Annotated in this window: 13 protein-coding genes; 2 read left to right on the top strand and 11 right to left on the bottom strand. The window is 58.5% G+C overall.

The window, feature by feature from the left end; all coding sequences use genetic code 11:
• Nucleotides 1-186 precede the first annotated feature (186 nt).
• From rnc to ACY1JZ_RS18845, 10 genes are all read right to left on the bottom strand, one after another.
• Entirely contained in the window at nt 187-894 is a 708-nt protein-coding gene (rnc, locus tag ACY1JZ_RS18800; protein WP_270171919.1) for a ribonuclease III, read from the bottom strand.
• Complete coding sequence (gene fabF / locus ACY1JZ_RS18805; protein WP_462630468.1) at nt 884-2125, bottom strand: beta-ketoacyl-ACP synthase II; 1242 nt, start codon at nt 2123-2125, stop codon at nt 884-886. Before fabF ends, rnc begins: the two co-directional genes overlap by 11 nt.
• Before the next feature lie 348 nt (nt 2126-2473).
• Complete coding sequence (acpP, locus tag ACY1JZ_RS18810) at nt 2474-2707, bottom strand: acyl carrier protein (RefSeq protein ID WP_270171923.1); 234 nt, start codon at nt 2705-2707, stop codon at nt 2474-2476.
• A 149-nt stretch (nt 2708-2856) separates the two neighbouring features.
• On the bottom strand, nt 2857-3609 hold the full coding sequence (gene fabG, locus ACY1JZ_RS18815) for a 3-oxoacyl-[acyl-carrier-protein] reductase (RefSeq protein ID WP_270171925.1): 753 nt from the start codon (nt 3607-3609) through the stop codon (nt 2857-2859).
• A 200-nt stretch (nt 3610-3809) separates the two neighbouring features.
• On the bottom strand, nt 3810-4742 hold the full coding sequence (gene fabD, locus ACY1JZ_RS18820; RefSeq protein ID WP_462630469.1) for an ACP S-malonyltransferase: 933 nt from the start codon (nt 4740-4742) through the stop codon (nt 3810-3812).
• 27 nt (nt 4743-4769) lie between these two features.
• Nucleotides 4770-5753: a beta-ketoacyl-ACP synthase III gene (locus ACY1JZ_RS18825; protein ID WP_462630470.1), complete on the bottom strand. Its 984-nt coding sequence runs from the start codon at nt 5751-5753 to the stop codon at nt 4770-4772.
• A gap of 10 nt (nt 5754-5763) precedes the next feature.
• Complete coding sequence (gene plsX / locus ACY1JZ_RS18830; protein ID WP_270171930.1) at nt 5764-6750, bottom strand: phosphate acyltransferase PlsX; 987 nt, start codon at nt 6748-6750, stop codon at nt 5764-5766.
• Nucleotides 6734-7330, bottom strand: a complete 597-nt coding sequence (fapR, locus tag ACY1JZ_RS18835; protein ID WP_270172532.1) for a transcription factor FapR — start codon at nt 7328-7330, stop codon at nt 6734-6736. The genes plsX and fapR overlap by 17 nt, the downstream gene beginning before the upstream one ends.
• Before the next feature lie 291 nt (nt 7331-7621).
• The gene (rpmF, locus tag ACY1JZ_RS18840) at nt 7622-7795 is read right to left on the bottom strand and encodes a 50S ribosomal protein L32 (RefSeq protein ID WP_028561475.1); all 174 of its coding nucleotides are present in this window, start codon (nt 7793-7795) and stop codon (nt 7622-7624) included.
• 38 nt (nt 7796-7833) lie between these two features.
• On the bottom strand, nt 7834-8343 hold the full coding sequence (locus ACY1JZ_RS18845) for a YceD family protein (protein ID WP_270171932.1): 510 nt from the start codon (nt 8341-8343) through the stop codon (nt 7834-7836).
• A 184-nt stretch (nt 8344-8527) separates the two neighbouring features.
• On the opposite strand from ACY1JZ_RS18845, the gene ACY1JZ_RS18850 reads away from it, so the two are divergent.
• A complete protein-coding gene (locus ACY1JZ_RS18850) occupies nt 8528-9775 on the top strand; it encodes a nucleotidyltransferase (RefSeq protein WP_462630473.1) in 1248 nt (415 codons plus the stop codon).
• Nucleotides 9776-9795: 20 nt separating this feature from the next.
• On the opposite strand, the gene ACY1JZ_RS18855 is transcribed toward ACY1JZ_RS18850, so the two are convergent.
• On the bottom strand, nt 9796-10857 hold the full coding sequence (locus tag ACY1JZ_RS18855; protein ID WP_462630474.1) for a YlbL family protein: 1062 nt from the start codon (nt 10855-10857) through the stop codon (nt 9796-9798).
• Nucleotides 10858-11030: 173 nt separating this feature from the next.
• On the opposite strand from ACY1JZ_RS18855, the gene ACY1JZ_RS18860 reads away from it, so the two are divergent.
• Nucleotides 11031-12260, top strand: a complete 1230-nt coding sequence (locus ACY1JZ_RS18860; protein WP_462630475.1) for a nucleoside recognition domain-containing protein — start codon at nt 11031-11033, stop codon at nt 12258-12260.
• Nucleotides 12261-12273 lie beyond the last annotated feature (13 nt).

Here is a 12273-nt window from a genome sequence, read left to right on the forward strand (position 1 = left end):
ACACCTCCCCTACTACGAACAAAAGGAGATTCCACCGCCGTGCAGCAGTTGGAATCCCCTTCTGACCTTGTCTGGCCGTGAAACGCCTACATCCTACATGTTAAAAAATCCAAACTCGTATACGCCCTTGCTGCTATATGAGCTTGGATTTCATGGTGAAGCCGGCTATACAACAAGCGAGCCGATTCACCTCTGCTCATGATCCTTGAGAAGCTTGCGCCACGCCTCGGAGGCCGCCTGCTGCTCCGCTTCCTTCTTCGTGCGGCCGCTGCCCCTGCCCCAGCATTCGTCGCCAAGACTGACCTCTACGACGAATTCCCGGTCATGCGCCGGGCCACGCTCCTCCACCACACGATACTCGACCGTGCCCAGCGAGCTATGCTGCACACGCTCCTGCAGCTTGGATTTGAAATCCTTTACCAGCATCGGGCCGTCGCTCTCGATATGCGGAAACACCTTGACCGTCAAAAATTGCCGCACCTGCTCCAATCCTTGATCGAGGTACAGTGCCCCAATAAATGACTCGAACAGATCCGCAAGCAGCGCCGGCCGTCCACGCCCACCCAACTGCTCCTCACCTCTGCCAAGCAGCACATAGGCGCCAAAGTTGAGCAGCTCCGCAAAGCGGGCCAGCGATGGCTCGCAGACGATGGACGCGCGCATCCGCGTCAGCTCCCCTTCGGGCCGCTGCGGATACGTCAGATACAGATGCTCCGATACGAGGAGCTGCAGCACCGCATCCCCCAAAAATTCAAGCCTCTCGTTATCTTCCACATGACCGTGCCGATGTTCATTGACATAGGAAGTATGCGTAAAGGCTTGCTTCAACAACGGATACTGCTGAAAACGCAGCCCCAGCCGCTGCTGGAGCTCGTTGAATCGGTTAGGCTTCATACTTCCTCATAATAATCGTTGCGTTATGCCCGCCAAAACCGAAGGAGTTGGACATGGCAGTTTGTACATCACTTCTGCGCGCAACGTTCGGCACATAATCCAGGTCGCACTCAGGGTCTTGATTATCAAGATTAATCGTTGGCGGGATGATGCCATTCGACAGTGTCAAGCCTAGAATGACTGCCTCTACGCCGCCTGCCGCGCCAAGCAAATGCCCGGTCATTGATTTGGTCGAGCTGACCGCCACCTTGTATGCATGGTCTCCGAATGCCTTCTTGACCGCCTTCGTCTCCGAAATATCGCCCACAGGGGTCGAAGTGCCATGCGCATTAATATAATCGACATCCTCCGGTGCAATTCCGGCATCCTTCAGTGCCCGCACCATACAGCGTGCCGCGCCATCCGGGTCTGGCTCGGTCATATGGTGAGCATCGCCGCTCATGCCATACCCGATCACCTCGCCGTAGATTTTCGCGCCGCGCGCCAGTGCATGCTCCAGCGATTCCAGCACCAGAACGCCCGCTCCCTCGCCCATAACGAACCCGTCGCGAGCGGTATCGAACGGTCGGCTCGCCTGCTGCGGCTCGTCATTGCGTGTCGACATGGCACGCATCGAGCAGAATCCAGCGATGCCTGTCGGACGAATCGTCGCTTCCGCGCCGCCACAGATCATGACATCTGCCTCGCCGCGCTGAATCATCTTGTAGGAATCCCCAATGGAATGGGTGCCTGTCGCGCAAGCGGTTACCGCTGTGCTGTTCGGCCCCTTCGCTCCCGTCAGAATCGACACTTGACCGGAGGCCATGTTGGCGATCATCATCGGGATAAAAAACGGGCTGACCCGCTTGGGTCCCTTCTCCAGCAAGATATTGTGCTGATCCTCCCAGGTGCCTAGTCCACCAATGCCGGAGCCGATCATAATGCCGACACGCTCAGGGTCCACTCCCTCGCCTATTTTCAATGCTGCGTTTTCGATCGCCTTGAGACTCGCCACAGCAGCGAACTGGACAAAACGATCCATGCGCCGCGCTTCCTTCTTGTCGATGCCGAATTGTTCTGGCTCGAAATTTTTGATCTCGGCGGCAATACGCGTCGGATAAGCGGATACATCAAACGCTTCAATCTCCGAAATGCCCGACTTTCCTTCCAGCAGGTTTCCCCAGAATACATCCAAGTCATGACCGAGCGAGGTCATGACCCCCATGCCGGTAACTACAACTCTTTGCTTCATACCAATCACCTCTAAGGACAGCAAAATGGTGTACATTATGCCAGCATTTTAAATGAGCATCCTTGCATCCTTCCCTAAGCAGCAAGCAGCAATGGTGGAGCGACTATCATCCCTTCGTCTCCAGATTGCTATGGCCAGCTAGTTAGAATCGTATGATGCAATTATGCCCTATTCGCACAGTCAGCCAAACCTTCCATTGCAGGCGCCGCCGACTGCGATCAAAGCTCAATTAACGTTCACCTTGATAGCCAAGGCTGTATACTTAACCCTCCAGCGGCTAGCTGGCGGTTGCTATGACTTGCATGAATGGAGAGAAGTCCCGTTAGAACAACGGGACTTTGTAAAACCTTACGTATGAGATTGTATGTAATTGACTACTTCTCCCACAGTGGTGATTTTCTCTGCATCCTCATCAGAGATCTCCAAGTCGAACTCGTCTTCAAGTTCCATGACCAATTCCACGACATCGAGAGAATCAGCGCCAAGATCATCCTTGAAAGATGCTTCCAGCGTTACTTCAGCTTCGTCAACGCCAAGGCGGTCAACGACGATGCGTTTTACACGTTCCACTACGTCTGACATCTATGTTCACCTCCTTTTGGTATTATACGAGAATCGTGGACAAAATGCCATAGTTCCTATCCGCCCTGCAAATATTAACTGCTCCACCGCCAGACGCTCTCTTCATCGCAGTCGTCTGGAGACTGCCGCAGGTGCTTGCAGACCATGGCCTAGCCCATATACATGCCGCCATCGATATGGAGCGTCTGACCTGTTACATAGGCTGCCGCATCCGATGCCAGGAAGCGCACTGCTGCAGCAATATCCTCTGGCCGTCCCAGCTTCGCGAGCGGAATCTGGTTGCCAAGCTGCTCCTTCAACTCCTCCGGCAGCTTGTCCGTCATATCCGTCTGTATAAAGCCTGGGGCGACACAGTTAACCGTAATGCCACGCGAGGCCAGCTCACGAGCCGATGCCTTGGTCAAGCCGATCACGCCTGCTTTAGCCGCCACATAGTTCGCCTGACCTGGGTTACCAAGAACACCGACAACCGAAGAAATGTTGATAATTCGGCCAGAGCGCTGCTTCATCATCGGGCGGGTTACCGCCTTGACACCATTGAATACGCCCTTCAGATTCGTCTCGATGACCTCGTCAAACTCCGTTTCCTTCATGCGCATAATGAGATTGTCTCTCGTAATGCCGGCATTGTTGACCAGAATGTCGATACCGCCCCACTCGCCAACCACCTGCGCCACCATCGCATCAAATTCCTGCGACTTGCCGACATTCGCCTTGATCAGCAGCGCGCGGCGGCCCAGCGCCTCGACGGCCGCCGCCGTCTGTGCCGCTGCGTCCTCACTGCCCGCATAGTTGATCGCGACATCTGCGCCGCCTTCCGCCAGCGCAATTGCAATCGCCCGGCCGATGCCGCGCGATGCGCCCGTTACGAGCGCTCTCTTTCCCGTCACATCTCCAAACATATGATGCCCTCCCGCTTCAATTTACCTGCAGAACCATACACGGGGGCAGCTCTTGCCGTCCATGTCGTCTCCCTAGCCTGATCATCCGTTACCTTATGCGCCAGGCGAAGAAAAGGCAGACGAATCGCAGGCCCCTTTTGCATGAACCACCGCAGAGCCTGCTCCAGCACAGCTAGGAGCCGCCCTACTCTGCCAGGCTTCTATGCAAGCTCCGACAGCTTGTCCAGCGCCTCGACGCTGTTCACCGAGATAACAGCCGCTGACCGATCCGTCTTCTTAATCAAGCCGGCAAGCACGCTGCCCGAGCCGATCTCTACGAAGGTATCGATCCCAAGGCTGAGCATCGTCCGCACGCTATCCTCCCACAGGACAGGAGAGTAGACCTGCTGCTCAAGCAAGCGGCGAATCTCGCCCGCCTCTTCAACCTGCTGCGCGGTCACGTTGGCAATGACCGGAATGCGCGCATCGCGAAGCTCCAGCTTCGCCAGCACGTCTGCCAACTGCTCTGCTGCAGGACGCATCAGCGAGGAATGGAATGGACCGCTCACCTCCAGTGGCATCACACGCTTCGCGCCAATCTCCTTGCCGCGGCTAACGACCTCGGACACCCCCTGCGCTGTACCCGAGATGACGATCTGTCCCGGGCAATTGACATTGGCCAGCTCGACAGCGGTGCCGCTTGCCGTAATCTCGCTACAGAGCGCCGCGAGCGCCTCGCGCTCAGCTCCCAGCACTGCTGCCATCGCGCCTTGGCCGCTAGGAACGGCCTGTTCCATGAACTGACCGCGGGCCCGCACCGTGCGCACCGCGTCCTCGAAGCTCATTACGCCTGAAGCCACAAGCGCGCTATACTCTCCCAGACTATGCCCTGCTGTGCAGACTGGCTGCAGATCACGCTCCTTGAGCACCTCCAGGATCGCCGTGCTGACAGCCAGCAGTGCAGGCTGTGTATTCGCCGTCTGCTTCAGCTCCGCCTCCGGCCCGTTGAAGATTATATCGCTAAGCGCAAATCCCAGCGCCTCATCTGCGCGCTCCATGATCGACCGCGCAGCCGGATAACGGCTCACGAAGTCCTGCCCCATGCCGACTGCCTGTGCGCCCTGACCCGGAAAAACAAACGCTATTTTTGCCATTATGAATCCCTCCTGTTGTTGGAGCGTCTACCAGACGAGCACCGAAGCGCCCCAGGTAAGCCCACCGCCAAAGCCGACAAATACAACCGTGTCGCCCTCCTGGATACGGCCTTCCTCTACCGCCTCGGCGAGCGCGATCGGGATCGAGGCTGCCGATACATTCCCGTATTTGTCCAGATTCACCATACACTTCTCCTCCGGCAGATTCAGCCGGTTCAGCGCAGACTGGATAATGCGAATGTTCGCCTGATGCGGAATGAGCAGATCAATGTCCTCCTTGGACAGCCCCGCCTTATGGAGCGCTTCCTCAGCCGCACCGCCCATAATACGCACTGCGAACTTGAACACCTCGCTGCCTGCCATCTGAATATAATGTCCTCCAGCAGCAGCCGCCCCTTCAGGCGACAGACGTGAGCCGCCGCCGCTCACCTTGAGCAGCTCGCCGCCCGCGCCGTCAGCCCCTAACTGGAAGGAGCGGAAGCCGCGTCCTTGCGGCACCTCGCCCAGGACGACAGCACCTGCGCCGTCACCGAACAGAATGCAGGTATTGCGATCTGTATAATCTGTAATGCGAGAGAGGCATTCCGCCCCGACCACCAGCACATGCTTGTACATGCCGGAGGAGATCAGGCTTGAGGCCGTCGCCAGACCGTAGATGAACCCGGAGCATGCGGCGGACAGGTCGAATGCTGCCGCCTTCTTGGCGCCCAGTCTGTCTTGCAGCAGGCAAGCAGTCGACGGGAAGGATGTATCCGGCGTAATCGTTGCTACGATAATGAGGTCGAGCTCCTCTGCCGCAATACCTGCGGCTGCGATCGCCTTCAGCGAGGCCTCATAGGCCAGGTCCGAGGTCGCCTGCTCGGGCGCGGCAATCCGTCGCTCACGGATGCCTGTGCGGGTGACGATCCACTCATCGCTCGTCTCCACCATATGTTCGAGTTCCTGGTTGGTCAGAATCCGCTCAGGAACATATTTCCCCGTTCCGATAATACCGACAGCTTGCACATTCATAGCGTCACTCTCACTTCCCGGTAATTTCCGATTGTATCGATTGGATCAGATTGCCCTGCAGCGCAATCCGCGCCTGGCGCACCGCATTTTTGACCGCATTGGCATCAGATGATCCATGGCATTTCATAATAAGTCCATTAACCCCAAGCAACGGAGCTGCGCCATGCTCCTTGTAATCCATCTTCTTCCTCAAGCCCTTGAGTCCAGGCATCATGATGGCCGCCGCCATCTTCGTCAGCAGGGAACGGCTGAATTCCTCCTTCAGCGCCTTCAGCAGGAAGCCTGCCGTGCCCTCCATAGACTTGAGCATGATATTGCCGACGAAGCCGTCGCATATGAGCACATCACAGTTGCGGTCCAGCACATCCCGCGCCTCTACATTACCAACGAAATGCAGCGAGGTCTGCTGAATCAGCTCATAGGCCGCCTTGGTCAGCTCATTGCCCTTGCCCTCTTCTGTACCTACATTGAGCAGCCCTACCCGCGGGCTTGCAATCCCATGCACCTTCTCACGATAGATGCTGCCCATCAGCGCATACTGCAGCAGATGCTCCGGCTTCGCATCCATATTCGCGCCCAGATCAAGCGCCAGCACGCCGACATCATCCTTGGTCGGCATCATGGGCGCAAGAGCAGGCCGCTCGATGCCCTCGATACGTCCGACGACCAGCAGTCCCGCAGCCATCAGCGCTCCGGTGTTGCCCGCCGAGATCATCGCATCTGCCTCGCCCTCGCGCACCAGCCTGCCGGCTACCGCCATCGAGGAATCCTTCTTGCGACGAATCGCCTTCACCGGCTCCTCGTCCGACTCAATCTTCTCCGATGCATGGCGCAGTTCCACATTGGATGGCGCCCCTGCCAGCAACGGCTCGATTACCGCGCTGTCGCCAACCAGCACAAGCTTCAGATCCGGCCACTCGCGCGCCGCCAGCAGCGCGCCCTCCACTAGCGCGGACGGTGCATTATCCCCGCCCATCGCATCAATCGCGATCCGCATTCGCGTCTCCTCCTTCGAGTTTCTCATCCCTGGCGGATCGGTAGATCACAAAATGTCCCTGAAACACCATTTCCTCGCCAACATACGTGAATACATCCACCTTGGCCTTGCCTTTGCCACCCGTCATGGAGCTGACATAAGCCTTGGCAATGCACTTCTCCCCCAGGCGGACAGAGCGGACGAACCGGATGTCGGCCGACGCCGTCAGCGCAATCTCGTCATTCATCACAGCGACCGCCAGCGAATTGGCCTGCGCGAACACATGATGTCCGCGGGCAATGCCTGTTCTGGAGAATACATGCTCCTCCCGAATCTCGAAGATCGAGATTCCGCTTCGATCCAGTTGCAGATCAATGATCTCCCCGATCACCTCATCCAAAGGCAGCGACCGAACCGCATCATAAGAACGCTCCGCCATCAGCTTGACCCGCTCCCGCAATTCGGGAATGCCAAGCTCCAGCCGGTCCAGCCGGATCGTTTGTATACTGACTTTCAGCAGCCGATTCAACTCCCTGTCGGTCATGAACGGGTTATCCTCAATGAGCCGCGAGAGCTGCTGCTGCCGTTGACGTTTGGGCAGACGCTCGATTGTCCGCACCACCTTTATACGATTATAGTAAGTGAATCACACCGATATTCTCTTTTGCTATGTACAATCAGACGGAGCCGGCCTTAACCAGTCAGAACGCTGCCATCTGTTTCCTATCAGCTGTTATCACCTGGTACTAATTCAGTATAAAGAAAAACAAGACGGGAAGCAATCCCGTCTTGTTCAAAATCATGATCGTACAAGTGCATGCTCCATTTGAAATTCCAAAAAAATAGCACCTCACCATAGATGAAGTACTACTTTATTCGCAAGCGCTTGAGCCTACTGTTTAATGATTTCTCTTGATTTATACGTTCCGCATACTTTACATACGCGGTGAGACAATTTCAACTCTCCGCATTGGTCGCACTTAACCATACCCGGAACAGCCAGTTTGAAATGTGTACGGCGCTTGTCGCGGCGAGTTTTGGATGTCCGTCTTTGTGGTACTGCCATCTTTCCCACCTCCTTCACATAATAGCAGCCTACAGGGTCTATTCGTTCTTGAACAGATCCTTCAGCGCGGCAAACCGCGGATCAATCACCTCATCGGCGCATCCGCAGGCCTGCTCATTCCGGTTGCCTCCGCACTGCGGGCACAGCCCACGGCAGTCCTCGCGGCACAGGGGAACAAACGGAAGATAGAGCAGCACGGACTCCTCCACATATGGGAGCAGATCGAGCTTGTCTTCTTCGACCGGAATAATATCCTCATTGTCCGGCCCTTCTTCATAGACCTGGGAAGTCTGAAACTTCTCATAAAAAGGAATCTCCAGATGTGTCTTGGCAGGCTCCAGACAACGCGAGCACGCCTGCTCCACATCGAGCGCGAGGCTGCCCTCTACCACAACGGTCTTGTCCTCCGCATAAGCGGTCAGCTTGACCTCGGCAGGCGACGCCCGAAGCACATCCTTCTTATGACGCAAAAGCTCATCGACATTCACTGACATATGAAACGGGACTTGAACCCCTTTTGTTAATACATCCTGCATTCTGAGCAGCATAAGATCACTCCAAACAAACAAAGATTATTATATCGACCCGCCGCCCATTTTGTCAACATTTCACACCTGCAAAAAGTAATTTCATCTAAATTCGCTCCGCTGCGCCAGACATGCTATGATCAGTTGAGAGGCGGGCTCTGCCCGCAAGCATCCCCTTCAACTCCTGTAAGGAGGCATATTTGCCATGCGCACTGTCGGAATTATTGTCGAATACAATCCGTTTCATAACGGACATCTTCATCATCTCCAGCAATCGCGGGCTGTGACGGGTGCTGACGCAGTCGTCGCCGTCATGAGCGGCTGCTTCCTCCAGCGCGGGGAGCCCGCCATGTTCGGCAAGCGAACGCGAACCGAGATGGCGCTGCGGGGCGGCTGCGATCTGGTTATCGAGCTGCCTGTCGCCTATGCGACCCAGGCCGCGGAATGGTTCGCCTATGGGGCCGTATCGTTGCTGGAGGCCTCAGGCGTCGTCGATGCTCTGTGCTTCGGCAGCGAGGAGGGCGAGCTGTCTGCGCTGCGCGCCATCGCCACCTGCCTGTCCAGCGAGCCGGAGCCGTTCAAGCTGCTGCTGCGCGAGGAGCTGGCACAAGGCAGCAGCTATCCTTCTGCTTACAGCGCAGCCGTCAAGCGGCATCTGATCGCCATCGGCGAGCTGCAGGCCGCCAGGCTGCCGCTGGATCGACCCAACAATACGCTGGGGCTGCATTATCTGCTCGCCCTGCAGCGGCTCTCCAGCTCCATCGAGCCTTTCACCATTATACGCGAGAAGGCAGACTATAATCAAAAAAGCGTCACCGACCAACGGATCGCCAGCGCCACCGCCATCCGCGCCCTGATTACAGGCGAGGCGGATATGGAGCGGATCGCGCCGCTGGTGCCCGGCTCCACGCTGCAATTGATCCGCCGCGACCTTGAAGCAGGCAGGCCGCCGCTGACATGGGAGAGCTTCTACCCGCAGTTGCTTCATCTGCTCCTGTCACGCTCGGCGGAGGAGCTTGGCGACTATTATGAAATGAATGAAGGGCTGGAGCACCGGCTGCTGCAAGCCCTCTCCTCACTGCCCGGCCCGCCCCGCGGCTTCGAGGGGCTGCTAGCCGTCGCCAAGACGCGGCGCTACACCCGCACGAAGCTGCAGCGGGCGCTGCTGGCCGTGCTGCTCGGCCATCGCAAGCCACTGCTGGCGCGAGAGCAGTTGGCTGGCGGCATCGATTACATCCGCGTGCTCGGCTTCACCGATAAGGGGCGCGAGCTGCTGCGGCGGATGAAGCGCACTGCGCGCGTTCCCGTGCTGCAGAGCGCCGCGCGCAGCCAGGGGCAGCACCGCTATCTGGAGCTGGATGTGCGGGCCGCAGCCGTCTACGAGGCTGCATTCGCCAGCTCCGGCCCGCGCCAGCTATACAGCGACTATTACGAGCCGCCTGTGATGCTCTAAGAGCACAGCACAGGAAACCCTTACTGCGCTTCGCCGTTACCCCCTGGCCTTCCGCCTGCCAGCGATTGCAGCAGCATGACCGCTTCGTGCAGCGTTGCGACCGGCTCGATGCGCATGTGGCTGCCGAGCGCTGCCGCCTTCTCCTTCGCCTCCTGCGCATTGCCCGGCGGCACCAGGAACAGCTCGGCTCCGGCGCGATGAGCTGCCGTCACCTTGAAGCGGGCTCCACCGATCTCGCCCACCTTGCCATCTGGCGTAATCGTGCCGGTGCCAGCAATGCGGAGGCTGGCGGTCAGATCGCCCACCGTCAGCTCATCCAGCGTCTGCAGGGCGAACATCAGACCGGCAGACGGGCCTCCAATATCGCCGGCAGCGATCGATACCGCCAATTCGGGTCGGGAGGGCTCCAGATCCCGAATCTCTGCCAGCACGATGCCACCGAGCGCGAGCGGCAGATCCGCTCCCGCCAAGTCTTGCGGCACCGCCGCCAGCGGCAGTGCGAGCTCAAGCTCCTGTCCCTGCCGCGCGACCGTCCAGCTCAGCAGGTCGCCTGCCTGCCTCCTCTGCAGCCGTTGAACCAATTCCTCCGCCGTTCCCAGCTTGGCTCCATCCAGCGCGATCAGCATATCCCCTGGGCGAAAGCCCTTATGCTCCGGCAGCACATCTGTTACAGCCAGGCGGCGCACCTTCGCCTCATAGGCGATACCCGCCTCGCGGTAAGCCGCCTCCACCGCATTGCTCTGGGAATTAGCCATGACATAGAGCAGCCTGGCGGCATACTCCGTCTCACTCTGATCACCCAGCACGTCCTGCTTGCGCAGCAAAGCAAGCTCATCATTCCACAGTGATTGAATCACCGTCCAATAATTAGCATACGTCATTTTTACTGTCGTCAGCATGAATGCTCCCTTGCTCGGCTTATCGCCCCGCTCTACCTTTACCATCGGCGCAACCGCCTCGACAAGCCCCGGCTCATAGGCCGCATATGGCGTCGGCATGTAGAGCAGGATGAACATGAGCAGCGCGGCAGCAAGCGCCGGTCGGATGATATACGCCGCAGCGCGTCGATGTGTGGGTTCCACCCTCTCCCCTCCTTAGGATCAGCTTGGTCTAACCAGGATTTCGCCAGCGTACATTGTAATTATGGATTGGTGTACGGGCTATGTTGGATCATACAGCGCAGCGCCTGGCTGCCTGTGAAGCGGCCTGCCCTGCCGGCCAAGATAGAGCCGCAACACGCGAGGAGGGATCGTAGGTGGCGAGAACGATTGTGATGGGTATCATTGCACTCTGGCTGGTAGCATCGATCGTTACCCAGCCCGAGGAAGCATTCCAGGCGGCATTGCAGGGGGTGTCCATGTGGTGGAATATTGTATTCCCGGGCCTACTCCCCTTCCTGGTGCTGTCGGAGCTCATGCTTGCCTTCGGCCTCATCCATGGCTTGAGCGCGCTGCTTGGCCCTGTGATGCGCAAGACAACAGGGCTGCCTGGCGCCTCCGCCTGGCCGCTCGTTCTAGGCTGGACGGCGGGCTATACAGCGGGCGCCGAGGCATGTGCACGCCTGCTCGCTCGCCAGGAGCTGACCCGCAGCCAGAGCCAGTGGCTCTTGGCCGTCTCCAGCATGCCTAACCCGATGTTCATGCTCATCGTCATCGGCGCTGGCTTCCTCCATCAGCCCGCCGCGGGGCTGATGCTGGCCTGCGCGGTATGGCTATCTGCCCTCCTGTGCGGTGCCGTGCTGCGTCTTAGGCTGCCTGCTCGCTCGTTCGGCACAGGCGGCGCCGCCTCTAGCGCGCATTGGGCACAGGCGGCACATTCGGCACAGCAAAGCCTGCTGCACCAAGCGGGCCGCGCCATGCTGCAGGCTCGCCGCGAGGACGGGCGCAGCTTCGGCAGCGTCCTGGGAGACGCGATCTCTCTTAGCATTCAAAAGCTGCTGCAGATCGGCGGCTTCATTATTTTCGGCGCGCTGGTCGTGCGCCTGCTTGCGCTGTCCTTACCCGGCGAGCTGTCCCTGCTTGCTTTTCCCGGCCTCTATGAGAGCCATCTGGGCGCCTACTCCGCCAGCCTGCTGCATGATGAGCTTGGCCCGGCGCTTTGTGTGGCGGTGGTCGCAGCGATCCTCGCTTGGGGCGGGTGGAGCGGGCTGCTGCAGATTCGCAGCGCGCTGCAGGGCACCGAGCTGCGCTTCGGCTCGTTCATTGCCGCCAGGCTGCTCCACGCCGCACTCGCCTTCGGAACAGCATTGCTGATGTGGAAGCCGTTTCACTATATAGGTCAGCAGATGAAGTCGGACGAATATGAACACGCCTTCTGGTCGCCTGCCAGCGTCCCCGCCCCTTTGCCGCTCCCTGTTGGCGCACGCGAGCTGCCCTCGCTATGGACCCATGTGCCTGCGGCTTTCTGCCTTCTGGCGGGAGCGCTGGTCGTGCTTGCGGCGGCCTCCGCCACGCTGCGATGGCTCGGCAATCGCAAGCCGCTATAGTGCCGCTATCGTT

This window comes from Paenibacillus sp. J5 (genome assembly GCF_054955055.1).

What these genes read in the sequence shown, in the direction of transcription:
- fabD (WP_462630469.1), bottom strand. Translation starts at nt 4,742, where the DNA reads ATGGCAAAAATAGCGTTTGTTTTTCCGGGTCAGGGCGCACAGGCAGTC.
- fabG (WP_270171925.1), bottom strand. Translation starts at nt 3,609, where the DNA reads ATGTTTGGAGATGTGACGGGAAAGAGAGCGCTCGTAACGGGCGCATCG.
- plsX (WP_270171930.1), bottom strand. Translation starts at nt 6,750, where the DNA reads ATGCGGATCGCGATTGATGCGATGGGCGGGGATAATGCACCGTCCGCG.
- ACY1JZ_RS18825 (WP_462630470.1), bottom strand. Translation starts at nt 5,753, where the DNA reads ATGAATGTGCAAGCTGTCGGTATTATCGGAACGGGGAAATATGTTCCT.
- ACY1JZ_RS18845 (WP_270171932.1), bottom strand. Translation starts at nt 8,343, where the DNA reads ATGCTGCTCAGAATGCAGGATGTATTAACAAAAGGGGTTCAAGTCCCG.
- ACY1JZ_RS18850 (WP_462630473.1), top strand. Translation starts at nt 8,528, where the DNA reads ATGCGCACTGTCGGAATTATTGTCGAATACAATCCGTTTCATAACGGA.
- fabF (WP_462630468.1), bottom strand. Translation starts at nt 2,125, where the DNA reads ATGAAGCAAAGAGTTGTAGTTACCGGCATGGGGGTCATGACCTCGCTC.
- rnc (WP_270171919.1), bottom strand. Translation starts at nt 894, where the DNA reads ATGAAGCCTAACCGATTCAACGAGCTCCAGCAGCGGCTGGGGCTGCGT.
- acpP (WP_270171923.1), bottom strand. Translation starts at nt 2,707, where the DNA reads ATGTCAGACGTAGTGGAACGTGTAAAACGCATCGTCGTTGACCGCCTT.
- rpmF (WP_028561475.1), bottom strand. Translation starts at nt 7,795, where the DNA reads ATGGCAGTACCACAAAGACGGACATCCAAAACTCGCCGCGACAAGCGC.